Origin of the sequence: Streptococcus sp. HMSC073A12 (assembly GCF_001812815.1) — a bacterium.
Lineage (GTDB): Bacteria > Bacillota > Bacilli > Lactobacillales > Streptococcaceae > Streptococcus > Streptococcus vaginalis.
This window is the reverse complement of sequence record NZ_KV810530.1, coordinates 163,706-189,957: the sequence shown is the minus strand read 5'-3', so window position 1 is coordinate 189,957 and position 26,252 is coordinate 163,706. Positions and strand designations below refer to the sequence as shown.

At 38.3% G+C, this 26,252-nt stretch carries 23 protein-coding genes and 2 pseudogenes; 17 read left to right on the top strand and 8 right to left on the bottom strand.

The window, feature by feature from the left end:
• The first annotated feature begins 29 nt into the window (after window positions 1–29).
• Window positions 30–290 (top strand): hypothetical protein, encoded by a 261-nt coding sequence (locus HMPREF2876_RS10860; protein WP_224783671.1) that lies wholly within the window; start codon window positions 30–32, stop codon window positions 288–290.
• A gap of 197 nt (window positions 291–487) precedes the next feature.
• Here the strand turns inward: HMPREF2876_RS10860 and HMPREF2876_RS03730 are convergent, their stop codons facing one another.
• The 5 genes from HMPREF2876_RS03730 to HMPREF2876_RS03710 form a co-directional block, all read right to left on the bottom strand.
• Window positions 488–796 (bottom strand): ABC transporter ATP-binding protein/permease, encoded by a 309-nt coding sequence (locus HMPREF2876_RS03730; RefSeq protein ID WP_224784198.1) that lies wholly within the window; start codon window positions 794–796, stop codon window positions 488–490.
• A 62-nt stretch (window positions 797–858) separates the two neighbouring features.
• A complete protein-coding gene (locus HMPREF2876_RS03725; protein WP_024051941.1) occupies window positions 859–2,097 on the bottom strand; it encodes an aminoacyltransferase in 1,239 nt (412 codons plus the stop codon).
• Window positions 2,098–2,109: 12 nt separating this feature from the next.
• On the bottom strand, window positions 2,110–3,324 hold the full coding sequence (locus HMPREF2876_RS03720) for an aminoacyltransferase (RefSeq protein WP_024051940.1): 1,215 nt from the start codon (window positions 3,322–3,324) through the stop codon (window positions 2,110–2,112).
• A complete protein-coding gene (gene yidA, locus HMPREF2876_RS03715; RefSeq protein WP_024051939.1) occupies window positions 3,324–4,133 on the bottom strand; it encodes a sugar-phosphatase in 810 nt (269 codons plus the stop codon). The genes HMPREF2876_RS03720 and yidA overlap by 1 nt, the downstream gene beginning before the upstream one ends.
• The gene (locus HMPREF2876_RS03710) at window positions 4,123–5,442 is read right to left on the bottom strand and encodes an HD domain-containing protein (protein WP_042753997.1); all 1,320 of its coding nucleotides are present in this window, start codon (window positions 5,440–5,442) and stop codon (window positions 4,123–4,125) included. The genes yidA and HMPREF2876_RS03710 overlap by 11 nt, the downstream gene beginning before the upstream one ends.
• Window positions 5,443–5,650: 208 nt before the next feature.
• Between HMPREF2876_RS03710 and HMPREF2876_RS03705 the strand changes: the two genes are divergently transcribed.
• Both HMPREF2876_RS03705 and HMPREF2876_RS03700 read left to right on the top strand, forming a co-directional pair.
• Window positions 5,651–6,037 (top strand): YwiB family protein, encoded by a 387-nt coding sequence (locus HMPREF2876_RS03705; protein ID WP_024051937.1) that lies wholly within the window; start codon window positions 5,651–5,653, stop codon window positions 6,035–6,037.
• A gap of 372 nt (window positions 6,038–6,409) precedes the next feature.
• A complete protein-coding gene (locus HMPREF2876_RS03700) occupies window positions 6,410–9,103 on the top strand; it encodes a cation-translocating P-type ATPase (RefSeq protein WP_070241596.1) in 2,694 nt (897 codons plus the stop codon).
• 85 nt (window positions 9,104–9,188) lie between these two features.
• Here HMPREF2876_RS03700 and HMPREF2876_RS03695 read toward each other — a convergent pair whose 3' ends face one another.
• A complete protein-coding gene (locus HMPREF2876_RS03695; RefSeq protein ID WP_024051935.1) occupies window positions 9,189–9,479 on the bottom strand; it encodes a hypothetical protein in 291 nt (96 codons plus the stop codon).
• Between the two features lie 105 nt (window positions 9,480–9,584).
• Between HMPREF2876_RS03695 and HMPREF2876_RS03690 the strand changes: the two genes are divergently transcribed.
• Window positions 9,585–9,845, top strand: a complete 261-nt coding sequence (locus HMPREF2876_RS03690; protein WP_024051934.1) for a winged helix-turn-helix transcriptional regulator — start codon at window positions 9,585–9,587, stop codon at window positions 9,843–9,845.
• Window position 9,846: 1 nt separating this feature from the next.
• The gene (locus HMPREF2876_RS03685; RefSeq protein ID WP_024051933.1) at window positions 9,847–10,647 is read left to right on the top strand and encodes a DUF2785 domain-containing protein; all 801 of its coding nucleotides are present in this window, start codon (window positions 9,847–9,849) and stop codon (window positions 10,645–10,647) included.
• Here the strand turns inward: HMPREF2876_RS03685 and HMPREF2876_RS03680 are convergent.
• Window positions 10,644–11,501: pseudogene (locus HMPREF2876_RS03680) on the bottom strand (metallophosphoesterase). The gene HMPREF2876_RS03685 and the pseudogene HMPREF2876_RS03680 sit on opposite strands and share 4 nt — an antisense overlap.
• A gap of 135 nt (window positions 11,502–11,636) precedes the next feature.
• On the opposite strand from HMPREF2876_RS03680, the pseudogene HMPREF2876_RS10855 reads away from it, so the two are divergent.
• From HMPREF2876_RS10855 to ftsX, 5 genes and pseudogenes are all read left to right on the top strand, one after another.
• Window positions 11,637–12,110 (top strand): annotated as a pseudogene (locus HMPREF2876_RS10855) (HAD hydrolase family protein).
• A 50-nt stretch (window positions 12,111–12,160) separates the two neighbouring features.
• Entirely contained in the window at window positions 12,161–12,382 is a 222-nt protein-coding gene (locus HMPREF2876_RS10850; protein WP_308216927.1) for an HAD family hydrolase, read from the top strand.
• Between the two features lie 236 nt (window positions 12,383–12,618).
• Window positions 12,619–13,714 (top strand): peptide chain release factor 2 gene (gene prfB, locus HMPREF2876_RS03670; RefSeq protein WP_117625132.1). Its coding sequence is split into 2 segments (ribosomal slippage): window positions 12,619–12,690 and window positions 12,692–13,714, totalling 1,095 coding nucleotides; the frame shifts between segments, so codons are not numbered across the junction.
• 104 nt (window positions 13,715–13,818) lie between these two features.
• On the top strand, window positions 13,819–14,511 hold the full coding sequence (gene ftsE / locus HMPREF2876_RS03665) for a cell division ATP-binding protein FtsE (RefSeq protein ID WP_003025346.1): 693 nt from the start codon (window positions 13,819–13,821) through the stop codon (window positions 14,509–14,511).
• The gene (gene ftsX, locus HMPREF2876_RS03660) at window positions 14,504–15,430 is read left to right on the top strand and encodes a permease-like cell division protein FtsX (RefSeq protein ID WP_024051927.1); all 927 of its coding nucleotides are present in this window, start codon (window positions 14,504–14,506) and stop codon (window positions 15,428–15,430) included. Before ftsE ends, ftsX begins: the two co-directional genes overlap by 8 nt.
• A 92-nt stretch (window positions 15,431–15,522) precedes the next feature.
• Here ftsX and HMPREF2876_RS03655 read toward each other — a convergent pair whose 3' ends face one another.
• Window positions 15,523–16,158 carry an MBL fold metallo-hydrolase gene (locus HMPREF2876_RS03655; protein WP_024051926.1) on the bottom strand — a complete coding sequence of 212 codons (636 nt, stop codon included), beginning with the start codon at window positions 16,156–16,158 and terminating at the stop codon, window positions 15,523–15,525.
• A 136-nt stretch (window positions 16,159–16,294) separates the two neighbouring features.
• Between HMPREF2876_RS03655 and HMPREF2876_RS03650 the strand changes: the two genes are divergently transcribed.
• The 7 genes from HMPREF2876_RS03650 to ezrA all read left to right on the top strand — a co-directional run bounded on the left by HMPREF2876_RS03650 (window position 16,295) and on the right by ezrA (window position 26,161).
• Window positions 16,295–18,754 carry a bifunctional DnaQ family exonuclease/ATP-dependent helicase gene (locus HMPREF2876_RS03650; RefSeq protein WP_024051925.1) on the top strand — a complete coding sequence of 820 codons (2,460 nt, stop codon included), beginning with the start codon at window positions 16,295–16,297 and terminating at the stop codon, window positions 18,752–18,754.
• Window positions 18,755–18,876: 122 nt separating this feature from the next.
• Window positions 18,877–19,857, top strand: a complete 981-nt coding sequence (locus HMPREF2876_RS03645) for a YeiH family protein (RefSeq protein WP_070584218.1) — start codon at window positions 18,877–18,879, stop codon at window positions 19,855–19,857.
• A 47-nt stretch (window positions 19,858–19,904) separates the two neighbouring features.
• Window positions 19,905–21,137, top strand: coding sequence for an FtsW/RodA/SpoVE family cell cycle protein (locus tag HMPREF2876_RS03640; protein WP_070584216.1), 1,233 nt, complete (start codon window positions 19,905–19,907; stop codon window positions 21,135–21,137).
• Between the two features lie 12 nt (window positions 21,138–21,149).
• Complete coding sequence (locus tag HMPREF2876_RS03635; protein WP_024051923.1) at window positions 21,150–21,698, top strand: DJ-1 family glyoxalase III; 549 nt, start codon at window positions 21,150–21,152, stop codon at window positions 21,696–21,698.
• 128 nt (window positions 21,699–21,826) lie between these two features.
• Complete coding sequence (locus tag HMPREF2876_RS03630) at window positions 21,827–22,390, top strand: HAD-IA family hydrolase (protein ID WP_024051922.1); 564 nt, start codon at window positions 21,827–21,829, stop codon at window positions 22,388–22,390.
• 12 nt (window positions 22,391–22,402) lie between these two features.
• A complete protein-coding gene (gene gyrB, locus HMPREF2876_RS03625; RefSeq protein ID WP_024051921.1) occupies window positions 22,403–24,349 on the top strand; it encodes a DNA topoisomerase (ATP-hydrolyzing) subunit B in 1,947 nt (648 codons plus the stop codon).
• A gap of 87 nt (window positions 24,350–24,436) precedes the next feature.
• Window positions 24,437–26,161 (top strand): septation ring formation regulator EzrA, encoded by a 1,725-nt coding sequence (gene ezrA, locus HMPREF2876_RS03620; RefSeq protein ID WP_070241601.1) that lies wholly within the window; start codon window positions 24,437–24,439, stop codon window positions 26,159–26,161.
• The last annotated feature ends 91 nt before the right edge of the window (window positions 26,162–26,252 follow it).

Sequence of the window (26,252 nt, the reverse complement as noted above, 5' to 3'; positions counted from 1 at the left end):
CTTTAAGTTGGTACTGGATTCCTGGAGCATTGGCTATTGGCTTTGGTATCGCCTTTCTCATCGTAACAGGAATGAAAGGTCAGCTCAAATCTGTCTATCATCAAACCGGAGCCACTGATTACATCAAGAAAAATAGTCTCCAGATTACCAATGCTCAAGAATTCTTCCTCTACTCAAATGTAGATAAGAAAGCAAAACTGGAGCCTAGCAGCTCCAGTGATTCTGGGGGTAGTAGCACACATACATCTTCATCAGACAGAAGTCACGGGGGCAGTGGTGGAAGTTTTTAGATGGATAATAGTGGAAGTTAAAAAAGGTCAGGATATTTATGCTAGCCTTTTTATTACACTTCATTTTACAACGGGGCGAATTTTAAAATTTTCAAACGATGTTGTCCACAATAATTTTATTGCTAGGGAAATTCAACGAGGAATGGTAAAAGATATCAATTTGCTTTACATCATTTTCCAAGTCAGAAAGAATATCTTCATTTTTTGCACTTAGATTGTAAATTCAAGTACAAAAAAGTAGCAAACATCTTTCCTTTTATATTTGCATTGAAATCTGCAATGACTTTTGCATAAAAATAGCGTTTGCCTACTAAACCTAAGACAATCAGCATATTTCCAAGAATTCCCAACATCAAGATTTGCCAGAGAATTTTTAAATTTTTCGTTTGAAAACTATCAATAATCATCCGAACGAGCGTTGGGTTTAAAACTGACTCAATCCATGTCAGCACGATAAACAGAAAGTAAATCGCTAGTAGTTTTTTTGAAATAAATCGTTTCAGCATATTTGATAAGTCCTATCTAAAATACGAATATTTAAAAACTCTCAAAAAGCTGTTTGAGAGTTTTAAGCGCGCCGTAGCAGTTTTTTAATCAAACTGAGAATTTTAAATTTAAGTGGTTGTGGATAATAGCGGAAGGTGCCCATTTTGCGAACAATGTAGCCATTGAAATTTTGCTTGAAACGGAGCACGCCGTCTGAGCCATCGAAAATTCCTGTAATACCAAGAAAATTGTAAAAGGGAATATGTCGCTTGATAGCTTCTTTCATGACATATTCTTGGAGAAGCGCTGGGGCATAAAATTTGTTAAATTCAGGATAGGAACCACTAAAGAGGTAGGTCGCTTCTTGTGGTGTATAGAGGAAGAGGCTGCCAGCAAGCACTTGGTCTTCCATTCCATATTTATCTATCAATTCTTGTGCTCCGGCTTTACGTGTTTCAAAGCTTTCAAATTGGCTGGAGAATTCACGCAGTTGATTGTGTTTTTTCTCTGACTGAGGATTTTTTTCTAAATCCGCTTTTAATTTTTGAATTTTTTGTTTTAGTTTTTCTTGATCATGTTGCAGATGTTGCAGATAATCTTGAAAATTAAGCGTTGCAATCATAAAGTCCGCTTGATTGCCAAAAGCATCGTAGAAATCTTGGTAATAATCCAAAGGTTTGTCACTATATTCACGCCGTTCGGAAGTGGCAGAAGTGATTTCCTTGAAAATATTTAATTCATCTCGCTTCAATTTTTTTAATTGAATGCCGAAAGTATTGGCTTTTTTTACAGTCGATTTACCATTTTTGCTGAAGGATTTGAGCAGATCTTTTTCAGTTAGTTCAGTCAGGTCTTTGACATAGTGCCAATCAGGTTCGCCGCCTGGATAACCTGTCTGCAATCCATCAAATTCATAACCTAAGTCTGTCAACTCTTTTATCAATTCTGTTTTTTCGGGCGAAGTAGGTTGACCATTGCTGTCAAATGTTTGATAAGTTTCATAAGGTTTGATAATTAGCTCTAAAGCACCATTTTCTTTGGCGTAGGTCTTGAGTTCACGGTAAAAAGCTTGTAGGTCGTGAGGATTTGTTGAAACAGGACCGCAATTGATTTCCATGTGCAGTCCGCCTGTCATGGGCATACTGTAGAGCACGGCTGAAACGGTTAATTCACCGTGTTCATCTGTGTGACCGACATATTGGCAAGTAAAACCGCGTTTCGCTAAGAGCATTTCCATTTCTACTGTTTGCATAAAAGAACGTTGAGTGCAAGACGCGCTATGGTTTACAAATTCTTCCTGACTAAGTCGTTTGAATGTCATACGATTCCTTTCTTAGTGTTTGCTGCGGAATTTCTTTCTCAAAGTATAGGCAAGGTTAGAGAGATGATAGAGTGGATTGGTTGGCAAGTTAAACTCACCGACAAACTCTTCAATGGTTGGATTGAACTTGGACTTAAAGTGATAAAGTCCGCCGTCTAAATCATTTTCAACACCACCCATGTTTTGCCAGTTCGCCCCACGGTCAAAGGCGTGCTTTGCTGTTTCATACCAAGTGAGGAGAGCTGGCTGGTAGCGGCGGTATTCTTCATCCATTCCAGCATAGATATTTTCAGAAGTGGCACCATATTCGAGAACCAAAGTTCCAGAGAGAGGAACAATAGTTGCTCCCTGTGCTATTTTTTCTGACAAGAAATCCATTTCTTCTTGCAGTCGTTTTTGTTCTTGCTTATTGTTTTCAATTTTACCAGGTTTAGTTTTTTCAGTGAATTTGCTGGCTTCTTTTTCAGCTTTGGCTTTTTGAGCTTGAAGACTTTCTAGACGCTCATTTAGGTCAATGCTTGCAAGTGTGATATAGGAATGCTCTGGGTAAGTATCAAGGAGTTTTTGATAATAGTCCTTCCCCCGCAAGTGAATACTCTTTCGATTCTCGGTTTTTTTCATCAAAGCAGAGAAATCATCCAAAAGTTCTTTGCCACCAAACTGGACTTGAATGCCTTTGTTTCGTGCAGTGCGAATGGCTTGGCGTGTACTTTTTGATAAAAGTTCTTCGCTGAAATTATCCTTATAAATATTTGCTTGAAAACGTGGCTGAATCGTTTCATCAAGTGATTCTGTTCGCCCCACCCAAATAGCTCCCGCTTTCTGGAGATTTTGAATCACGTCAAGTGTTTCTTGCTGTTCTTTTCTGTTTTCTCCGATTTGAGCCTGCACGAGGAAAAGACTCGGATCAAACTTGATAAAAAGGGCTTTTTTAGTTTTAGCAAATTGTTTCAAGGAAGTCAGGACAAATTGCAGTAATTCTTGATTCTGATAATCCATAATAAGACCGCGAGGAATATAAAGCATAGTCATACCGAGCGGCAAAGGCTTAATGAGAATACTAGCAGAAGCCACTAATTGGTTATTTTTGTAAAAGCCAATTCGTTCATTGTTCCAATTATCTTTGACCTTTGCCCAAGAAGCACTTTGAAGCAAGTTGGTTTGAGAACTTTTCTTAACAAAATCATCGTGTTCTTGAGCAGATATTCCTATTTTATAAGTGTACATTAGTTTAAAACCCACTCTCTAATAGCGTATGCAACGCCGGATTCATCGTTTGATTTGGTGATATATTTGGCAATTTTCTTCAACTCGTCAGTCCCATTTTCCATTACAACAGGATTTCCCACAACTTCTAGCATCGCACGGTCATTTTCTTCATCACCAATTGCCATGGTTTCCTCTTTTGTCAATCCTAATTTTTCCGCTAGATGCACGACTGCAGCCCCTTTATTGACGGATTTTTTGACAATTTCTAAGTAAAAAGGTGCTGATTTCACGAGTGTGTATTTGTCATACAATTCTTTAGGGAGTTTGGCGATTGCTTGATCTAAAATTTCTGGTTCGTCAATATACATGATTTTGACGATTTCTTTGTCTACCATCTCTTCTGGAGTGCGGTAGTAGACTGGCATATTGACCAGTCCGGCTTCGTAAACGGTATATTTTCCAATGTTACGGTTAGCAGTATAAATACCGTCCTTGGTGATAGCGTGCATGTGAACCCCTAATTTGCGACTGAGACATTCAATATCCAAATAATCATCGTAGGTTAGAGTTTCTTTGATATATTCTTCCCCTGTAACTGTATCTTGAACCAGCCCGCCATTGAAGGTAATGACATAATTACCTGGCTCGTTTAGGTGTAACTCTTCAAGCAAATTTCTCACTCCTGGAATGGGGCGTCCAGTTGCAATGACAATCTTTACTCCAGCAGCTTTGGCATCTTGTACAGCAGAAAAAACTTCTGGTGTGACTTCTCTTTTGGTGTTTAATAAGGTTCCGTCAATATCAACGGCAACTAGTTTAATACTCATGTTCGTATGCTTCTCCATATATAAATTGGTCGTTTTTGATATACGACAAGAAAGTTTTACTATTTTCACTAAAAAGTCCAGCTTCTTTCAGCATTTCTTTTGGGAAATAGAAACGGTTGTCGCCGTGCCTTGTGCCTGCTAATGTTTCGACGATAGGGGATAAAGTGGACAACTCCGCGAGACTGCCATCCTTTTGGATAATTTCAATCTGAGTGCGTGGTTTTTCGACATCTGGACGGTAAAAATCATAAGGTAAGTCAAAATTACGATGAATGGCAGTGTAATAATCAGGGTCAAAACCAACTTCCGCAACTAAGCTCCGCATGACATTCAGATATTTCTCATTTTCTTTTGAAAAAATAATAGATTTAAAGACTTTGCGGTTGATGAAACGCTGTGCTAAGTCAGATAAAATCGTATCAGGACTCGTCATCCAGACCTGAAAATAAGTATTCATCACGCCGTCATCCAGTGCTAGATAATCTTTCAAGGTCACTCGCTTTTCAAAGAAAGGAATGAGGTTGGGAGAAGAGAGTGCAAAATAGTCTTTCTGCTTTTCGTAGAGAAATTTAGCTCGCTTGAGCAAGTTTTGCAAGAGCACTTCCATTGCCCGACTAGCAGGATGAAAATAAACCTGCATATACATCTGGTACCGACTGACGACATAGTCTTCCACGGCATGCATGCCGTGGCGTTTGAAAGCAATGCCATTTTCAACAGGACAAATAACGCGCAAAATCCGTGTTAAATCAAATTGTCCATAAGAAGCGCCTGTATAGTAGGAGTCTCGCAAGAGATAATCCATGCGATCGACATCAATCTGACTGGAAATAAGTTGCACCACCTGTTTGTTTGGATAGGTGTGGTTGATAACGCTGGCTACTTTTTCCGGAAAATCAGGCGAAACTTGAACCAGAACTTTGTTAATCTCTGTTTCAGGGTTTGTGATAATCTGGCGTGTAATTTCCTCGTGGTCGGTATCAAAGAGACGCTCGAAAGTATGTGAATAAGCGCCGTGACCGACATCGTGCAAGAGGGCTGTTGCCATGACAAGTAAGCTTTCATGACAATCCCAAACCTCTGGATATTTTTCGTCAAAGATTTTTGTAATTCGTCTTGAAATTTCATATGCTCCGAGGCAATGCGAAAAACGGCTGTGCTCGCCTCCGTGAAAAGTATAGCCGGAAGTTCCTAACTGTTTAATGCGGCGCAGTCGTTGAAATTCTTTGGTGTTTATTAAATCATAGATGACTTGGTGATCCACATGAATGTAATTGTGGACGGGATCACGAAATACTTTTTCAATCATGGCTCTATTATACCACATCTCGTCTAGCAGTCCAAATAACAAAGTAATCTATAACCTCTGAAAATAGCGATTCAAACTTGCTGTTTTAATTCAAAAATTCTCCCATTCAGAGCTATGGTAAAATAAAAGTATAAGAAAAAATGGGAGAAATATTTTTGATTTTCTGTTAAAATGAAAAAAGAAATAGGAAGACGAGGAAATTTAAAGAGTGAAAATTAGAATCCAAAATCGAATTCAAATGGATGAGCAAGTAGAGCAAATTGACCAAAGTTACGCTGTAGATTGGACTCAAAAGGGCGCTTATCATTATTTATTGTTTAAAAATGAAGAAGGAGAGAAGGTTGTGCTGAAGTTTCATGATGAAGAACTAGTCATGACACGCTTCTCTACTCATAAATCTTTGATGCGGTTTATCAAAGGAGGAGAAGCCTTGATTGGAATTCCCACACCGGTCGGCATACAGCAATTTATCACAAAAACAAGTCATTACCAGGTTGATTTGAAAAAGCAGACACTTGAACTGCATTATCAATTGAGAACACCTGATGGCGGTCGAGCTTTTGCGGATTATCAAATGGAAATTTCGTGGAGGTAGAAAGTGATGGGAAGAATCCTTTTTAGTTTAGTAATAGCGGCTATTTTTATTCTCAGCAGATTTATTTGGTTTTTTATAACAAGACAAAGCTTAATATGTTCTTTGACCTAACAGGGACACTTGTCATAGCGATTATTTTATTTATTGCGTCTTATTCTTTGTTGGGTAAAATAGATAGAAATTGAACTTTTTTTGCTTGAAAAAATTGAAGAATTTGATATAATAAAAACACTCAAGGGAGTAGCTAGCGGGATATCCGTTACAAGGTCGTCAATACGAAAGCAATTTCCGGCCTTGTATGAAACAGCGAGACTTGTTGCAATAAACAGGTCTCTTTTTGTTTGTCAAAAAGGGATCAAAGGAGGAAATATTTTGTCAAAAGAACAAAAACGCCAAGCGTTTTATACGCAAGGTTCGGAGGAAGTTTTAAAAAATTTAGAAACTTCTGAGCAAGGTTTATCAAGCAATGAAGCCGCTAAGCGTTTAGATGAATACGGACGCAATGAACTGGATGAGGGAGAGAAAAAATCCCTTCTGATGAAATTCGTTGAGCAATTTAAGGATTTGATGATTCTTATTTTGCTGATTGCGGCTATTCTTTCGGTTGTGACTTCAGGTGGTGAAGATATTGCAGATGCGATTATTATCCTAGCTGTGGTCATTATTAATGCCATTTTTGGAGTTTACCAAGAAGGTAAGGCAGAAGAAGCAATTGAAGCACTCAAATCTATGTCTAGCCCAGCTGCGCGTGCGCTGCGTGACGGGCATGTGACAGAAGTAGACTCAAAAGAATTGGTCCCTGGAGACATCGTTATGCTGGAAGCAGGTGATGTGGTACCTGCTGACATGCGTCTTTTAGAAGCAAATTCTTTAAAAATTGAAGAAGCGGCTCTGACTGGCGAATCCGTTCCAGTTGAAAAACATCTGACTGTTGATGTAGCTACTGATGCAGGTATTGGCGACCGTATCAATATGGCATTCCAAAATTCAAACGTTACGTATGGACGTGGAATGGGTGTCGTTGCCAATACAGGTATGTTTACAGAAGTCGGTCATATTGCTGGTATGCTCCAAAATGCTGATGAAACAGATACTCCACTCAAGCAAAATCTAAATGGCCTTTCAAAAGTGCTGACCTATGCGATTTTAATCATTGCAGCAATCACTTTTGTGGTCGGCGTATTCGTTCAAGGAAAAGACCCGCTGGGCGAATTGATGACATCAGTCGCACTTGCTGTGGCAGCAATTCCAGAAGGACTTCCTGCTATTGTGACCATTGTCTTGGCACTTGGCACACAAGTTTTGGCGAAGAGAAATTCCATTGTCAGAAAGCTTCCTGCAGTTGAGACGCTTGGCTCTACTGAAATTATTGCTTCTGATAAGACTGGTACATTAACTATGAACAAAATGACAGTTGAAAAAGTCTTTTATGACGGCAGTTTGCATGAAGCAAAACAAGATATTGACCTTGGACTCGACTTGCCATTGCTACGCTCGGTTGTCCTTGCTAATGATACTAAAATTGACCAAGACGGAAAACTCATTGGTGACCCAACAGAAACAGCCTTTGTTCAGTATGCACTTGATAAAGGGTATGATGTTAAAGCTTTCTTAGAGAAATATCCTTGTGTCGCAGAGTTGCCGTTCGATTCTGAACGTAAGCTCATGTCAACCATTCATCCTTTGCCAGATGGTAAATTCTTGGTTGCTGTAAAAGGTGCGCCAGATCAACTTTTAAAACGTTGTGTGGCTCGTGACAAGGCAGGCGATATTGCGCCGATTGATGAGGCAACGACTCAGTTAATTAAGGAAAATAACTCAGGTATGGCTCATCAGGCTCTGCGTGTGTTAGCTGGTGCCTACAAAATTATTGATGAAATTCCAGAAAACTTAACGTCTGAAAATCTTGAAAATGATTTAATATTCACAGGTATGATTGGGATGATTGATCCTGAACGACCAGAAGCTGCTGAAGCTGTTCGAGTGGCTAAAGAAGCGGGTATCCGTCCGATTATGATTACGGGTGATCACCAAGACACAGCGGAGGCTATTGCTAAACGTCTTGGAATTATCAATGATGATAGTAAAGACCATGTCATGACTGGTGCTGAGCTTAACGAATTGTCAGACGAAGAGTTTGAAAAAGTTGTTGGTCAATATTCTGTCTATGCGCGTGTATCTCCTGAGCATAAGGTGCGAATTGTCAAAGCATGGCAACATCAAGGCAAGGTTGTTGCTATGACAGGTGACGGTGTAAATGATGCACCAGCCTTGAAGACAGCCGACATCGGTATCGGAATGGGGATTACAGGGACAGAAGTTTCGAAAGGTGCTTCTGACATGATTCTGGCTGATGATAATTTTGCAACGATTATCGTGGCTGTTGAGGAAGGACGGAAAGTCTTCTCTAACATTCAAAAGACCATTCAATATTTGCTTTCAGCCAATACAGCAGAAGTGTTGACGATTTTCCTTGCAACTCTTTTTGGCTGGGATGTGCTGCAGCCGGTTCATCTTCTCTGGATTAACCTTGTGACAGATACTTTCCCAGCTATTGCACTAGGGGTTGAGCCAGCTGAGCCGGGTGTGATGACGCATAAACCGCGTGGTCGTAAGTCTAGCTTTTTCTCAGGTGGTGTCATGAGTTCGATTATTTATCAAGGGCTTTTGCAAGGTGCTTTGGTACTCGGTGTTTATGCTTATGCTTTGATGAATCCAGTTCATGTTGGTGACATGAGAGCTATTCATGCGGATGCGTTGACCATGTCCTTTGCAACGCTTGGACTAATCCAGCTTTTCCATGCCTTTAATGTAAAATCTGTTTATCAATCACTTCTAACAGTTGGGCCATTCAAATCTAAAACTTTCAACTGGTCTATTCTTGTTTCATTCATTTTATTGGCTTCTACCATTTTGGTTGAGCCACTAGAAGGAATTTTCCATGTAACAAAATTAGACCTCTCACAATGGGCAGCCGTTCTCATTGGAAGTTTCTCCATGATTATCATCGTAGAAATTGTTAAATTTGTTCAACGTAAATTAGGCATGGATAAAAATGCCATTTAAGACAGAAAAGTCATCTTCGGGTGGCTTTTTTAATTGTCAAACTATAATAAAAAATTGCCGTGAATACGACAATTTTAAGTCCTTATTACAAGCCATAAATACGAACATCTGGATCTTGTTTCCAAAGTGGTTGAAGTCCAACAAAAACATCATTTTTGAACATATCACTTTGTAGATAATTTTGAGCGTGCTCAACAGAGTCAAAACCATGTAAAACTTGCACATCTTCTGTGCGAATAAGTAAGTTCTTGCTCACAGCCCCTTCGATAGTATCTAGAAATGGCTTGCGATAGTCATTATAAACTTTCGCTACGGCAGGAAGACTTTCATTCGGAATATCTAGAGTGATTTGTAAATATGCTTTAACTTGAGACATAGTATTAAGTTCCCTTTCCTTTTATTTGAATTTATTATAAAATAGTGCTATTTTAAATGCAATATGTTACCAAATTAGTGAGTAACTAACTAACTATAAGCAGAAATGCTAGATATTACAGATACTGTTCTCTCTAGAACTTTGAAAGAATTGATGCAAAATAATATGGTAGAAAGACGACAATATAATGAAATCCCTATGCGTGTTACTTATCAGTTAATAGAAAAAGCAGAGTCTGTGATACCAATTTTTGAAACGATATGTCAATGGTCAAAAAAGTATTTAGCGCCTGATGATATTAATAATAGTATTTATGGACAGTTTCCTAAACAGGATGGTGAGTTTTTCATCTTAGCCGAGGAATAAAATGGTAAGAATAAAAGATAGTTTACAGCAGAAGTTACTTGATAATCAAGTGCATTATGAAAGGGAGGAAATTCTTTGGATGTTAGATTATATCGGTCATCCTGATTATAAAATACGAGATGAGTTAATTTTTGTTACTCTAGCTAGAGCCATACAAGAGCAACTATTTACAAAGGAACAGTTTGATTTTGTAGCGATTGAGGCTCTAAAACGACAAGGACTCTTGTATAAAAAAGAAGAGGTTGGTCAAGCGACTCTGACTCGATCTTTTACGGCTTTATTATTCGCTAATTTGCTAAATGCAGATGCTAAGAAAAATTCACTTTATTTTAAAAGACTTTCTAGTCAGCAAAGAATGGCTCTATTTGAACAAGGAATGTCTTATTTGCTGTATGAAAATGATAGGACTGACTATTCTGAAGAATATGGTTGGGTGCATGCCTTTGCTCATGGTGCAGATCTTTTAGTTGAGATTATTTGTCACCCAGATTTTCCTATAACACGAGTAAATGAAGTTCTACAAGTATTAGAAAAGATGTTTAAAAGAGTGAATTGGCGCTTTATCAGTGATGAGGACTGGCGTTTGGCACGAGTCATCTATCAGGCTGTTTTAAATGAAAGACTCTCACAAACCAGAGTTGCAGCTTGGTTAACTTCACTTGACTTTCCACTAGAAAACTCAACAGACTTCTTACAATTTTCTAATGCTCGTTCGTGCTTGTTAGAAGTTTATCTTCAGTTAGACAAAGAAAAAGCTCTATCAGACGAGCTAAGAGAAGCTATTCAGTTGTTTTCGTACTAAATATCAAAAATGATAAGGGCATCTTCTAGTTCTTTTCGGAGGTGCTTTTTCTTATATGATTGGAAAAGAGATAAGTCTTGTACTGCATTATAGCGTTTGTGGAGACGGTACATTTGAGGGATTTTGTATTGAGGATAATCTTCAAAAAATTGCTGAGTCAACTGCCATTCGCGGATGTAACCAAGAGGTCTTGTATGATAGCAGACACCGTCAATCATTCGAGCGGAGTGGCGGTGGTGAAGATGACCAAAGACAACATCTTTCACACCATATTTGACAAAGAGATTATGAAAGGATTGACTACCCAGAAAAGCATTAAAGCGCTGAAAATAAGGGTGATTGTAAAGAAAATCTTTGTGAGGAACAAAATGCATAGCTAGGATAATAGGATCATTCAGAGAAGTCAAAATTCTCTCAAGTTGTTCTAGGGTCTGTTGAGTGAGTATAGGGTCATCAGTGTTGCGGTTCAATCGTCTATCAAACCAGAAAAATTGCTTGGTCCGTTTGTGTTCTTCAGGTGTTTTTTCGGGAACGAAGCCATAGTCATACCAACCTGCTAGGCTAATAAACTGAGTCTGTCCAAATGATTGTACATTGAAATTGTGCTGTTAAATGTCGTCTTCTGTCATTCCTAGCATGTCATGATTGCCTAAATTGTAAGAAACGGAGAAGGATTTTTTGAGCTTTTGTAAAAAAGGCAAACTAATGTGTTCAAAATCATTAGACAGATCCCCTGCAAAGTGAATGTGGTCAACTTTTTTCTTTTTTAGTAAATCAATCAAAATGGTGATGTCTTTATCGGTAAATTGGTTTGAATCCAAATGAAGATCGCTCATAAATGCTAAATTTGTCATGCTCCTAGTGTAGCATATTTGAGGTAAAATGAAAGAAATAAATTTTTCGTCAAAAATCATAGGAAAGTTTAAGTCTTTTGGTGTAAAATAGAAGTAAGTGGAGGTCTACGAAAGATAAAATTAGTAGCATTTGACATGGACGGTACATTTCTGCGCTCAGACAATACCTATGATGTGGAGCGCTTTGAGAAAATTTATCGACCATTGCAAGAAAAAGATATAAAAGTAGTCGTCATTTCAGGCAATCAGTATGCCTAACTGGCTTCATTTTTTCCAAAATATCAGGATGAGTTAATTATTGTTTCAGAAAATGGAGCACTAATTTTTGAAGGCGAGAAGTTATTACGAGAAGAAAAAATCGCTAGAACAGAGATTGAAAAGGTTTTAGACGTGCTTGTGTTAGAAGGATTAGAAAATGCGACAACTCTTTGCAGGCTTCATTCTGCTTATTTGATCAAGTCAGCGCCCAAACAGTACAAAGAAGAAATTGCAATTTATTATCATGCATTGAAAGAAATCTCTAATTTTCAGGATTTACCAGAAGATGATTTTGTCAAGTTAGCTTTATTGGTGCCAGAAAAAAAACAGATCAACTCCTTGAAAAGCTAAATTAAGTTACTGGTCAACTCGTTCAGGCAGTTTCAAGTGGACATGGTTCGATTGATATCATCCAAAGAGGTGTTCATAAAGGCTCTGCTCTTGAATTCCTTAGTCAGCATTTTGGTATTGCACTACAGGAGATGATGGCTTTTGGGGACGGTGGAAATGACCTAGAAATGCTAGCTTATGTGGGTCACAGCTATGCGATGGCAATGCTCCTGAAAAGGTCAAGAAAACAGCAAAGTATCAAGCGCCAAGCAATCAAGAATCAGACGTTTTAGAAGTTCTTGAACAAGAGATTGTAACATAACTCATTACATACGCATCATTTTGGTATATCTATCCTCTTAATATTTTTAGCCAGACGGCAACCTATCTAATAATCATGTAACAAAGAACGAAATTTCTTGATTCAGAATTAGAAATTTTATACAATAACTATTATTGGACTCTGTCAGAAATTAGAAAAAAATACTGACTTGTGATATAATAAAACGATATGTGAAAAGAGGTAAGTATGGATATTTCAGAAATTCGTCAAAAAATTGACGCAAATCGCGAAAAATTAGCTTCTTTCAGGGGGTCTCTTTGACTTAGAAGGTCTGGAAGAAGAAATTGCAATCTTAGAAAATAAGATGACAGAACCTGATTTTTGGGATGATAATATTGCGGCGCAAAAAACATCTCAAGAATTAAACGAACTTAAGCAAACCTATGATAACTTCCAGCAAATGGCTGATTTATTTGACGAATCAGAGATTTTGCTTGATTTTCTAGCGGAGGATGATTCTGTACAGGAAGAGTTGGAAGAAAAATTAGCAGAGTTGGAAACAAAAATGACCAGCTATGAAATGACACTCCTCTTGTCGGAACCTTATGATAATAACAATGCTATCCTTGAAATTCATCCAGGCTCTGGTGGAACAGAAGCTCAAGACTGGGGGGATATGTTGCTGCGGATGTATACACGCTTTGGCAATGCTCATGGTTTCAAGGTTGAAGTATTGGACTATCAAGCGGGAGATGAAGCAGGAATTAAGTCTGTTACTTTGTCTTTTGAGGGACCTCATGCCTATGGTTTGTTGAAGTCTGAAATGGGAGTTCATCGCTTGGTGCGCATTTCGCCATTTGACTCAGCTAATCGTCGTCACACTTCTTTTACTTCAGTGGAAGTCATGCCGGAGTTGGATGACACGATTGAAATTGAGGTGCGAGACGAAGACATCAAGATGGACACTTTCCGTTCCGGTGGTGCTGGCGGGCAAAATGTCAACAAAGTTTCAACCGGTGTTCGTTTAACCCACATACCAACGGGAATTGTGACACAATCCACTGTTGACCGCACACAATATGGAAACCGTGATCGGGCAATGAAATTGCTTCAATCGAAACTCTACCAAATGGAGCAAGAAAAAAAAGCAGCTGAAGTGGATTCCTTAAAGGGAGACAAAAAAGAAATTTCTTGGGGAAATCAAATCCGCTCTTATGTCTTTACGCCCTATACCATGGTGAAGGATCATCGAACTGGTTATGAAGTAGCCCAAGTTGATAAAGTCATGGATGGCGATTTAGATGGCTTCATCGATGCCTACTTGAAATGGCGGTTAAACTAAACATTAAATTTACGAGAGTGGAATAAACAACCATAATTGCAATGCAATCATGGTTGTTTATTCCACTCCCTCAACTATCTTACGAAAGGAACTCTTAACAATAAATGTCAATTATTGAAATGAGAGATGTTGTCAAAAAATATGACAACGGGACAACAGCCCTGCGTGGTGTGTCCATTGAAGTAGAGCCAGGAGAATTCACCTATATTGTAGGTCCTTCTGGAGCAGGGAAATCAACTTTTATTCGATTATTGTATCGTGAAGTGAAAGTTGATAAGGGAAGTCTGCAAGTTGCTGGCTTTAATCTTGCTAAAATTAAAAAACGTGATATTCCAATGTTGCGTCGTAATGTTGGCGTCGTTTTCCAAGATTATAAATTGCTACCCAAAAAGACGGTGTATGAAAATATCGCCTACGCTATGGAAGTTATTGGAGAACGCCGTCGGAATATCAAAAAGCGCGTTATGGAAGTGTTGGATTTGGTTGGTTTAAAACACAAAGTCCGTTCATTTCCAAATGAACTCTCAGGAGGGGAGCAGCAGCGAATTGCCATTGCTCGTGCGATTGTGAACAATCCTAAAGTTTTGATTGCCGATGAGCCGACAGGAAATTTGGACCCAGATAATTCGTGGGAAATCATGAATCTACTGGAGCGAATTAACCTGCAAGGGACGACGGTTCTAATGGCGACCCACAATAGCCAAATTGTAAATACTTTGCGTCACCGCGTTATTGCCATCGAAAATGGTCGTGTGGTGCGTGATGAAGCAAAAGGAGAGTACGGATACGATGAATAGTAGATTTTTAAGTCACCTGCTTGAATCGCTCAAAAGTTTGAAGCGAAATGGTTGGATGACAGTTGCTGCAGTCAGCTCCGTGATGATTACACTAGGGTTAGTCGCAATCTTTGTGTCAGTCATTTTAAACACGGCGAAGCTAGCAACAGATATTGAAAATAATGTGCGGGTTATGGTCTATATGCGACCAGATACAGCGGACAATGAAGAGACTATTACAAAAGAAGGTCAAACAGTCAAAAATGAGGACTACCATAAGGTATATGATGCCCTCAACAAAATGTCAAATGTGAAATCAGTAACATTTTCTAGCAAGCAAGAACAATTAAAGAAACTAACAGAAGTCATGGGTAAAGATTGGAAACTCTTTGAAGGAGATGCCAATCCCCTACATGACGCTTATATTGTCGATACAACCGACCCCAAATACGTCACGTCTGTCGCAAACAATGCGAAGAAAGTGGAAGGGGTTTCTGAAGTAGAATACGGTGGAGCCAATACAAAACGTATTTTTGCGTTAGCTAATTTTATCCGTACATGGGGAATTGTAGGAGCGCTCCTCTTAGTCTTTATTGCTGTTTTCTTGATTTCAAATACTATTCGGATTACGATTATTTCACGCAGTCGTGAAATTCAAATCATGCGTCTGGTGGGAGCAAAAAACAGTTACATTCGAGGTCCGTTCTTGTTAGAAGGAGCTTGGATTGGCTTGCTTGGGGCAGTTGTTCCAGCTGGCTTGGTCTATTTTATTTACGAAATGACCTATAAGTCATTTAATCCATCTCTTGCTAGTCAAAATCTTTCAATGATTGTACCCAAAACCTTTATTCCATTGATGATTTCTTTCCTTTTTGTAGTAGGAATTATCATCGGAGCATTTGGCTCGGTTCTCTCAATGAGACGATTCTTGAAAATTTAAAAAAGAAGTGATAATAAAAACCCTATTGAACCCTGACCCGAAAGTTAGACAGAAAAATCTAACTTTCGAGATGCAGTTCATTTAGGGCTTTTTTAATGCAAAAATGGATTAAACATTTTTTCATGAACAATGGTGGTTTGAGGACCATGACCAGGGTAAACATCATAATCAGGCAAGACCAGCAACTCGTTTTTGATGCTAGAAATGAGTTGTTCTATATTTCCAGTATAGAGGTCCGTTCGACCAATTGATTCGCAGAATAAAGCATCGCCAGTTAAAACAAAGTGCTCGTTAGGAAAGATGATTGAAACACCACCGATTGAATGTCCTGGTGTTGGTACGACGTAAAAATAAAAATCATCTAGACTGTAAGGACTATGATAGTCAAAAAAGACATCGGCAGGCTGGAGAATGATGTTATCAATATCTTGGTGGCGAGCTAGTCCAGATAGATTATACTCTGGAGTGTAAAGCCAAGTTGCTTCACTTTCAGCGACATAGACAGGTGGATGTCCAAAATGTTGACGAACTAAATCAACACTCATAATATGATCGTAATGAGTATGGGTCAGCAAAATAGCTGTAATTGGCTTATTGATTTCTTGGATTTTTGCTGCAATTTTATCCCAGTCACTACCCGGATCAACTACGATGAGGTGATGCTCATTTTCTAAATAATAAGTATTTTCATATGCTTGAGCGTTTAAAGTTTTATGAATTGTTATCATGAGAACTCCTTTCACTTCATAGTTTAGCAAAAAATATGAAAAATGACATAAAAGAAATATTAAGTTATTTATCAAGGTAAAATAAGGCATAAAACGTGATACGAAATAGTTGGATTTATGGTATAATTTTTCTAATATGACACAAGAAAAAAGAAAATATGCTGTGGTGGATTTAGAGGCAACGAGTGCCGGCAGCAACGCAAAGATTATTCAAGTCGGGATTGTGCTGATTGAAAATGGTCAGATTGTTAAAACTTATGAAACCGATGTGAATCCTCATGAGAAGCTGGATTCTCATATTTGCCAATTAACAGGATTGACAGAAAAGCGATTGAGAAGGGCGCCAGACTTTTCTCAAGTAGCTCGTGAGATTTATGAGTTGATTGAGGATGCCATTTTTGTGGCTCATAATGTGAAATTTGATGCTAATTTATTGGCAGAAGCCCTCTTTTGGGAAGGATTTGAATTAGTGACTCCGAGGGTAGATACAGTAGAGCTTGCGCAAGTCTTTTTCCCAACGTTTGAAAAATACAATCTAGGAATATTATGTGAACAGTTAGACATTCCTTTGAAACATGCGCATACAGCGCTTGCGGATGCCTCGGCAACGGCTACATTATTTTTAAAAATACAAGAAAAAATCCAAAAACTTCCGAAAGAATTAGTGGAATATTTGTTGAAATTTTCGGATAGTTTGATTTACGAATCACGCTTAGCAATAGAAGATGCTTTTAACCAAATGTCGGACATAACTTTCCACGATTTGATGAAGTGTCAGGGAATTTTTCTTAGAAAAAGTAAAAAAATTCAAAAAGCGCGAAAATTGTCCAAAAATTTCACTCATAACATCAATTTGCTGGATTTAGAGGAGCGAAAAGAACAAGATGAGTTTGCACATGATGTGGAACAGGCTTTAAAAAGTCAGCAACCAAGTTTTTTACAAGCTCAGACAGGTTTAGGCAAGACCTATGGTTACTTGCTCCCTGCTTTGGTTCAAACGAGCAAGCAAATTTTGGTAACGGTTCCTACGAAAGTGTTGCAAGATCAGATTGTGGCAAATGAAGGACAAAAGTTAGAAGAAATCTTTCATGTTTCTGTTCATAGCTTGAAAAGCCCTGCTAATTATTTAAAACTTGACTTCTTTTATGACAGTTTGCAGCAGGTAGATGACAATCGTTTGGTCAATCGTTGCAAGATGTTGCTTTTAGTTTGGCTCACAGAAACGGAATCTGGTGATTTGGATGAAATTAGTCAACGGCATCGCTATCAGACCTATTTTCAACAGGTGCTTCATGATGGCAAATTGAGCAAAAAATCCCTCTTTTATGATGCGGATTTTTGGCAAAAAGGTCAAGAAAAATCGAAATGCAGCCGTGTGTTAGTGACCAATCATGCTTATTTTTTGACGCGGCTAGAAGATGATAAATCTATAGCGGAAGATCGACTTTTGATTGTGGACGAGGCTCAAAAATTGTTTTTAGCTTTGGAAAATCTTTCTCGAAAATCTCTCAATATGACAAAATGCTTGCAGCAAATTCAATCAGAACTTGAAATAGCAGATACCATTTTGAAACGTCGTTTATTAGAAGATATTCAATTTGAGCTGGCTCATGCGGTGGAGCAATTCCAACACTACAAGAAAAATGAGTTAACGAAAGAAACCTGTTTCAAACTCCGACAAGATTTATCAGAGTCAGATCAAAGATCTCTTTCTGACTTACGCACTATTTTTGTCACAAAATACGACCAGTTCTGGTTAAAAGAAGAGCAGTTCGATGATTATCGAGTGACGGTGTTGGAAGCCGCTTGCCTAGAAGTGCTAGATTTTCGAGCTTTGCTGCCTGAAGAAGTTCAAGTCTTATTCGTTTCAGCCACGCTTGAAATCAGTAAAAAAGTGCATTTAGCGCATTTACTTGGTTTTGAAAATGCACCATTTTATCAGTTACCACAAAAGCAGAAACATCAGCAGAAAATATGGTTGGATAAGAATTTTCCAAATGTTGTAGACTTGGATGTGGACACTTATGCAGAATTGATTGTCAAATGGGTTCATAAATTAGCTACTCAGGAAGTTCCACTTCTCGTTTTATTTACATCGAAAGCGTTATTGTTAGCTGTTTCAGAACGCTTGCGCCTGCCTCACTTAGCCCAGTACAAGAATGGTGAAGCGGCTAATATTAAACGTCGTTTTGATAGAGGGGAAACGAGTATTTTACTAGGAGCGGGTAGCTTTTGGGAAGGGACAGATTTTTCTAGTCAGAAACAAATGATTGAAGTTATTACACGGATTCCATTTGACAATCCGAGTGATTTCTTTACGCAGAAGCTCAATCGCAAATTGCGGCAAGAAGGCAAGAATCCTTTTTATGATTATAGTTTACCTGTTGCGATTTTACGCCTAAAACAGGCTTTGGGACGTACAATTCGACATCAAGAGCAGCAGTCAGCAGTCGTCATTTTAGACAATCGCATGTTAACCAAACGTTACGGACGCCAAATTCAGACAGCCTTGGAAAAAATTGCTCCAATATCCGTCACAAGTATGAAAAAAATTCCAAAAGAAATCGAGCAATTTTTGAGGAAGAAATCTCCTTAACGTCAGCAGAGTAGAAGACTCAGTTAAAATGTAAACTGAGTTTTTTTGATAAAAGTACGAATTTCCTCCGCTGCTAGTTTTAAATTTTGTTATAATAGAAACAAAAAGAAAGAAGGTTCAATATGTATCAAAAATATCTTCCAGGAGTTGGTTTTGCTTTTGTACTAGCAGCAGTAGCAACTGTCTTGGGAAATTTCTTTCCCTTGATTGGCTCTAGTGTTTTTGCCATTCTTTTGGGAATTTTAGCCAATAATCTTTTTCAGATAAAGAAGATTTATCATGCTGGTCTAGCTTATTCAGGTAAGAAATTACTACAGTATTCCATTATTTTACTGGGGTTTAGTATGTCTATTGGTCGGGTTTCTGCTACAGGCATCTCCTCTTTAAAAATTAGCATTTTAACTATACTGATTGCTTTTATTTCAGCTTATGTGGTAGGACGTCTGTTGGGAATGGGCAAAGTTCTAACCACTTTAATTGGATTTGGAACGGCTATTTGTGGTGGTTCTGCCATCGCAGCAGCTTCGCCGATTTTAGAAGCAAAAGATGAAGACATCGCTTTATCTATTTCAACAATTTTTTTCTTTAACATTTTAGCGGTCTTTATTTTCCCATTTTTAGGGCATCTGATGCATATGAATAATGCAACTTTTGGAACTTGGGCAGGAACAGCTATCAATGATACGTCATCTGTTGTAGCAGCGGGCTACACTTACAGTCAGTCAGCAGGAGATTTAGCAACGATTGTGAAGCTCAGTCGTGCTTTAATGATTGTACCAGCTTGTCTCATCTTTGCAGGAGTCCGATATGTACGCTCACAAAACAGTCATCAAAAAGTCGATTTAAAGAAAATTTTCCCTTGGTTTATTTTGTGGTTTGTTGTGGCGTCTATTGTTACTAGTGTTGGGATTTTTCCAAGTTCGCTCGTTCCTGCAACGAAGTTCTTGTCACAGTGGCTCATGGCAATGGCTCTTGCTGGAATTGGTGCAAGAGTATCCTTTGGGCAATTTAGAAAAGCAGGCGCAGCGCCGTTGTTGACAGGAGTATTTGCTTGGTTTGCAGTTGCTGTATCTAGCTTAATTATTCAATACTTTTTCTCGTAAAAGTGCTTTAAAAGTGACTGACATTTATTACGTATGTTGGAGGAGATATGCCTTATCAAAAACGCTCGATTGATTCACGAGTGGATTATAGTTTAATATTACCGGTATTTTGTTTGCTTTTTATTGGTGTTGTAGCTATTTATATCGCTGTTAGTCATGATTATCCAAAAAATGTTTGGCCAATTGTAGGGCAGCAGATTGCTTGGATTGCTCTGGGAACGGTCATCAGTCTGGTTATCATGCTATTTAATACAAAATTTCTTTGGCAAATAACGCCATACTTATATGTGTTCGGATTGGCATTGATGGTGCTCCCGCTTATTTTTTATAGTTCAGAACTAGTCGCTTCGACAGGAGCAAAAAACTGGGTGACTATAGGACATGTGACCTTGTTTCAACCATCTGAATTCATGAAAATTTCTTATATTCTTATGCTATCGCGAGCTGTTGTTAATTTTTTACAGCGTTATAAAGATAGAGAGCGAAAGGTTCAATTGGACTTCTTCCTGATTTTTGAACTAGCCCTTTATACTTTACCCGTTCTGATTTTGTTGGCATTGCAGAGTGACTTAGGGACAGCTTTAGTTTTTATTGCCATCTTTTCAGGAATTGTCCTTTTGTCAGGTGTATCTTGGAAAATTATTGTACCAGTTGCTTTGACCGTTCTGGTTGTAGGTGGCGGCTTTTTACTTATCTTCATTTCAAAAGATGGGCGAGCTTTTTTGCACCAAATTGGGATGCCAACCTATCAGATCAACCGTATTTTTGCTTGGCTGAATCCGTTTGACTACGCTCAAACCACTACTTATCAACAGGCACAAGGTCAAATAGCAATTGGTAGTGGTGGTCTCTGGGGACAAGGGTTTAATGTATCCAATCTATTGGTGCCTGTACGTGAAAGTGATATGATTTTTACTGTCATTGCAGAAGATTTTGGTTTTGTCGGTGCAACGATTGTGATTGCCTTGTACTTGCTATTGATTTATCGTATGTTAAAAATTACGCTGAAATCAAATAATCAATTTTACACCTATATTTCTACTGGTTTTATCATGATGTTACTCTTTCATATTTTTGAAAATATCGGAGCAGTGACGGGAATTTTGCCTTTAACAGGAATCCCACTTCCATTCATTTCTCAAGGTGGTTCTTCGATTATTAGTAATTTAATTGGTGTCGGACTCTTGCTTTCGATAAGTTATCAAAATAATCTCTCAGATGAGAAACGCTCACATTATCCTACAAGGCGTAAAAAAGTAGTATTAAAACAATTAAAATAAAGGAGAAGAAGTATGACAAAAGTAGCTGTTATGTTAGCCAATGGCTTTGAAGAAATTGAAGCATTGACGGTTGTGGATGTTCTTCGCCGTGCAGGAATCCTATGTGACATGATTGGCTTTGAAAAAGCGGTAACAGGTTCTCACGGTATCGCAGTTCAAGCAGATAAAGTTTGGGCTGGAAAGTTAGATGATTATGAAGTGGTGATACTGCCGGGAGGAATGCCTGGTGCGACAAATTTGCGAGATGATGATCGTTTGATGTCAGCTCTACAGAAGATGCAAGAAGAAGGTAAGTGGATAGCAGCCATTTGCGCAGCACCGATTGCACTCAATCGTGCAGGAGTCTTAAAGAACAAACAATTTACCTGTTATGATGGTATCGAGTCAGATATTGATTCTGGTACTTATATCAAGCAAACAGTTGTTGTTGATGGGAAAGTGATTACCAGCCGAGGTCCCGCAACTGCTCTAACTTTTGCTTATGAGTTGGTTCATCAGTTAGGTGGAGATAGTGAGCAGCTTGCAACTGAGATGCTTTACAATGAGGTCTATGGTAATTGATTTTCTGGGATACTGAAACTTATTTGGAATTAACCAAGTAAGTTTTTTTATGGGAATTCATATCTAAAATAAGCTATCCTATCCCTTTTTACCGCCATTTTTTACAAAAATATGTTATAATAAAGAATATGGATTATCAAGATTATATTTGGGATTTAGGAGGAACTCTCCTCGATAATTATGAGACTTCAACGGCTGCTTTTGTAGAAACATTAGCCAGCTTTGGTATTCAAGCTGCCCATGATGATGTTTACAAGGCGCTAAAGATTTCAACTCCTTATGCAATTGCTCAATTTGCGCCCAACATTCCTGCATTTTTACAAACTTATAAAGTGAATGAAGCAAGAGAGTTAGCTCATCCAGTATTATTTGAAGGTGCTGCAGACTTGCTCAGAAATATCGTTGTACAAGGAGGGCGTAATTTTCTGATTTCTCATCGGAATGATCAGGTTTTAGAGATTCTTGATAAAACAGGGATTTCAGGCTACTTTACAGAAGTGGTGACTTCTAATCGTGGTTTTAAGAGAAAGCCAAATCCTGAGTCAATGCTGTATTTAAAAGATAAGTATCAGATTGAGAATGGGTTAGTCATCGGAGATCGCTCAATTGACACAGAAGCGGGTCAATCAGCTGGCTTTGCAACTTATCTCTTTGATGATATGAAAAATCTCAAGAAATTTATAAAAATATAGAAAAGGAATCGTATGTCAGAAGAGAATAAAGAACTGCAAGCACAGGATTATGATGCCAGTCAAATTCAGGTTTTAGAAGGTTTGGAAGCTGTCCGAATGCGTCCAGGGATGTATATTGGCTCAACTTCAAAAGAAGGACTGCATCATCTTGTTTGGGAAATTGTAGATAACTCAATTGATGAGGCATTAGCTGGTTTTGCAACACATATTCAAGTGTTTATTGAGAAAGACAATTCGATTACCGTTGTTGATGACGGTCGTGGAATCCCTGTAGATATTCAAGAAAAAACAGGTCGTCCTGCGGTAGAAACTGTCTTTACCATTCTTCATGCTGGAGGAAAATTCGGCGGTGGCGGGTACAAGGTATCTGGAGGATTGCATGGTGTTGGATCTTCTGTGGTTAATGCTCTTTCTACTCAACTTGATGTTCGGGTTTACAAGAACGGTCAGATTCATTTTCAAGAATACCGTCGCGGGCACGTCGTAGCGGATCTGGAGATTATCGGCGAGACTGATCGCACAGGAACAACTGTTCATTTTACACCAGACCCAGAAATCTTCACAGAAACGGTTGAATTTGATTTTGAAAAATTAAACAAACGGGTGCAAGAACTAGCATTCTTGAATCGTGGTCTGCGAATTTCTATTACCGATAAACGGGAAGGTTTGGAGCAAACAAAAGATTACCATTATGAAGGTGGGATTGCCAGCTACGTCCAATATATCAATGAAAATAAAGATGTTATCTTTGAAAATCCGATTTATACAGACGGAGAAATGGATGATATTACTGTTGAAGTAGCTATGCAGTATACAACAGGCTATCACGAAACTGTCATGAGTTTTGCTAACAACATCCATACTCATGAAGGCGGGACGCATGAACAAGGTTTTCGTACAGCGCTCACACGTGTCATCAATGACTATGCCAAGAAAAATAAACTTTTGAAAGAAAATGAAGACAACCTGACTGGTGAAGATGTCCGTGAAGGATTAACAGCTGTTATCTCTGTAAAACATCCTAACCCACAGTTTGAAGGACAAACAAAGACGAAGCTTGGAAATAGTGAAGTTGTTAAAATTACTAATCGTCTCTTTAGCGAAGCTTTCTCAGATTTCCTTTTGGAAAATCCTGCGGTTGCTAAGAAAATCGTTGAAAAGGGAATTTTGGCGTCCAAGGCTCGGATTGCAGCTAAACGTGCACGTGAAGTGACCCGCAAGAAATCAGGTCTTGAAATTTCAAATCTACCTGGTAAATTGGCAGATTGCTCTTCTAATGATCCGCATGAAACAGAATTGTTTATCGTGGAAGGAGATTCAGCAGGTGGTTCAGCGAAATCTGGTCGAAATCGGGAGTTTCAGGCTATTTTGCCAATTCGCGGTAAGATTTTAAATGTTGAAAAAGCCAGCATGGATAAAATTTTAGCCAATGAAGAAATTCGTAGTCTCTTTACCGCAATGGGAACAGGTTTTGGAGCAGATTTTGATGTGAGAAAGGCTCGTTATCAAAAATTAGTCATTATGACCGATGCCGATGTTGATGGTGCGCATATCCGAACCCTTCTTTTGACATTGATTTATCGTTATATGAAGCCTGTTTTAGAAGCGGGGTATGTCTATATTGCTCAACCGCCTATTTATGGTGTGAAAGTCGGCAGTGAAGTGAAAGAATACATCCAGCCCGGAGCCAATCAAGAAGAAGAGCTACAGTTGGCATTGGAGCGTTATTCTGAAGGGCGTTCTAAACCAAGTATTCAACGTTACAAAGGCTTGGGAGAAATGGACGACCACCAACTTTGGGAAACAACGATGAACCCAGAACATCGCTTAATGGCGCGTGTCTCAGTCGATGATGCAGCAGAAGCGGACAAGATTTTTGATATGCTAATGGGGGACCGTGTAGAACCTCGTCGTGAATTTATCGAAGAGAACGCCGTATACAGTACATTGGACGTTTAAAAAAATCTGAAAAAATTCACATTTACCAAGAAAATTATGATATAATAATCATGATTATTTTCAAGTAATATTTTGAAGGAGTTTTACATGTCTAATGGACTAATCATACTAATCATAGTGATAGCAGTTCTCTTGATTGTTGCTTACATAACTGCTGTCTTATTAAGAAAAAGAAATGATGCTTTACTTGCTAAGTTAGAAGATCGTAAAGAAGAGCTTTATAATCTTCCTGTGAATGATGAAGTCGAAGCGGTTAAAAACATGCATTTGATTGGACAAAGTCAAGTGGCTTTTCGTGAATGGAATCAAAAATGGGTTGATCTTTCTCTGAATTCCTTTGCAGACATTGAAAACAACCTTTTTGAAACGGAAAGTTACAATAATTCGTTTCGGTTTCTAAAAGCAAAGCATGGTATTGATAAAATTGAGAGCCAAATTGACTTGATTGAAGAAGATATTACTGCTATTCGCAATGCACTTGCTGAATTAGAAAAGCAAGAGTCTAAAAATAGCGGTCGTGTCTTGCATGCTTTGGATTTATTTGAAAAGTTGCAAGTGTCTGTGGCAAATGATACAGAAAGTTATGGATCAGCGCTTCCTGAGATTGAAAAGCAATTAGAAAAAATTCAATCTGAATTCTCTCAATTTGTGACCTTGAATTCATCAGGAGACCCTGTTGAAGCAGCGGAAATTTTGGATAAAACAGAGGATCACATCCTTGCTTTGACACATATTGTTGAAAAAATCCCAGATCTTGTATCAGAATTAGATCAAAAGTTACCAGAACAGTTAGAAGATTTGGAATCTGGTCATCGCAAATTGCTAGAATCTGGTTATCATTTTATTGAAACTGATATTGAATCTCGCTTCCAACAGATGCATACTAGTTTGAAACGCAACAGTGAAAACATTGCTAGTTTGGAATTGGATAATGCGCAATATGAAAATACGCAAATCCAAGAAGAAATGGATGCTTTATATGACATGTTCAACCGTGAAATCAAGTCACATAAAGTAGTTGTCAAATTAGTCAATAGTTTACCAGGTTATTTAGGTCATACAAAAGAAAACAATCAAAATCTTTTGACAGAGATTGCTCGCCTTTCAAAATTGTATCTCTTGACAGAAAGCGATACAAATCATGTTCGCCGACTTCAAAGTGAACTTTCTAGCTTGGATGATGTTGTTTTAGAAGCAATTGAAGATTCTTCAGAAAGAAAACAGGCTTATTCTGTTCTTCAAGAAAACCTTGAAACCATTCAAAAACGAGTCAAAGAAATTGAAGATGAACAATTAGTACTGAGTGAAAAATTGGCTAAAATTGAAAAAGATGATGCCAATGCTCGACAAAAAGTTACTATTTATATAAACAAATTGCACACGATTAAGCGTTATATGGAAAAACGCAATTTGCCGGGTATTCCACGGAGCTTCCTGACCACTTTCTTTACTGCAAGTGATAACACAGAAGCTTTAGTAGCAGAATTGGAACAATATCGTGTCAATATCGAATCAGTAAACCGTATGCTAGAGATTTTGACAAATGATATGAATGAACTGGAAAATGAGACTTATCGGATTGTTGAAAATGCTACTTTGACAGAGCAATTGTTACAATATTCAAATCGCTACCGTTCATTTGATGAGGGAGTTCAAACTGCTTTCAACCGTGCACTAGAGATTTTTGAAAATGACTTTGATTATCAAGCATCGTTTGAGGAGATCTCGCAAGCATTGGATGTAGTAGAACCCGGTGTAACCAATCGTTTTGTTACATCGTATGAAAAAACACGAGAAAATATCCGATTTTAAACTAAAACAATAAAGAGACAAGGTTTTATTCCCTTGCCTCTTTTTATTATGTTCTTTTCGTCAGTATCATGATGTTCGGTGTAAAATTGGA

Bases quoted from the DNA above. Each gene is read 5' to 3' on its own strand.
- HMPREF2876_RS03730 (WP_224784198.1), bottom strand. From the start codon at position 796: ATGCTGAAACGATTTATTTCAAAAAAACTACTAGCGATTTACTTTCTG.
- HMPREF2876_RS03725 (WP_024051941.1), bottom strand. From the start codon at position 2,097: ATGACATTCAAACGACTTAGTCAGGAAGAATTTGTAAACCATAGCGCG.
- HMPREF2876_RS03720 (WP_024051940.1), bottom strand. From the start codon at position 3,324: ATGTACACTTATAAAATAGGAATATCTGCTCAAGAACACGATGATTTT.
- yidA (WP_024051939.1), bottom strand. From the start codon at position 4,133: ATGAGTATTAAACTAGTTGCCGTTGATATTGACGGAACCTTATTAAAC.
- HMPREF2876_RS03710 (WP_042753997.1), bottom strand. From the start codon at position 5,442: ATGATTGAAAAAGTATTTCGTGATCCCGTCCACAATTACATTCATGTG.
- HMPREF2876_RS03695 (WP_024051935.1), bottom strand. From the start codon at position 9,479: ATGTCTCAAGTTAAAGCATATTTACAAATCACTCTAGATATTCCGAAT.
- HMPREF2876_RS03690 (WP_024051934.1), top strand. From the start codon at position 9,585: ATGCTAGATATTACAGATACTGTTCTCTCTAGAACTTTGAAAGAATTG.
- HMPREF2876_RS03685 (WP_024051933.1), top strand. From the start codon at position 9,847: ATGGTAAGAATAAAAGATAGTTTACAGCAGAAGTTACTTGATAATCAA.
- ftsE (WP_003025346.1), top strand. From the start codon at position 13,819: ATGTCAATTATTGAAATGAGAGATGTTGTCAAAAAATATGACAACGGG.
- ftsX (WP_024051927.1), top strand. From the start codon at position 14,504: ATGAATAGTAGATTTTTAAGTCACCTGCTTGAATCGCTCAAAAGTTTG.
- HMPREF2876_RS03655 (WP_024051926.1), bottom strand. From the start codon at position 16,158: ATGATAACAATTCATAAAACTTTAAACGCTCAAGCATATGAAAATACT.
- HMPREF2876_RS03650 (WP_024051925.1), top strand. From the start codon at position 16,295: ATGACACAAGAAAAAAGAAAATATGCTGTGGTGGATTTAGAGGCAACG.
- HMPREF2876_RS03645 (WP_070584218.1), top strand. From the start codon at position 18,877: ATGTATCAAAAATATCTTCCAGGAGTTGGTTTTGCTTTTGTACTAGCA.
- HMPREF2876_RS03640 (WP_070584216.1), top strand. From the start codon at position 19,905: ATGCCTTATCAAAAACGCTCGATTGATTCACGAGTGGATTATAGTTTA.
- HMPREF2876_RS03635 (WP_024051923.1), top strand. From the start codon at position 21,150: ATGACAAAAGTAGCTGTTATGTTAGCCAATGGCTTTGAAGAAATTGAA.
- HMPREF2876_RS03630 (WP_024051922.1), top strand. From the start codon at position 21,827: ATGGATTATCAAGATTATATTTGGGATTTAGGAGGAACTCTCCTCGAT.
- gyrB (WP_024051921.1), top strand. From the start codon at position 22,403: ATGTCAGAAGAGAATAAAGAACTGCAAGCACAGGATTATGATGCCAGT.
- ezrA (WP_070241601.1), top strand. From the start codon at position 24,437: ATGTCTAATGGACTAATCATACTAATCATAGTGATAGCAGTTCTCTTG.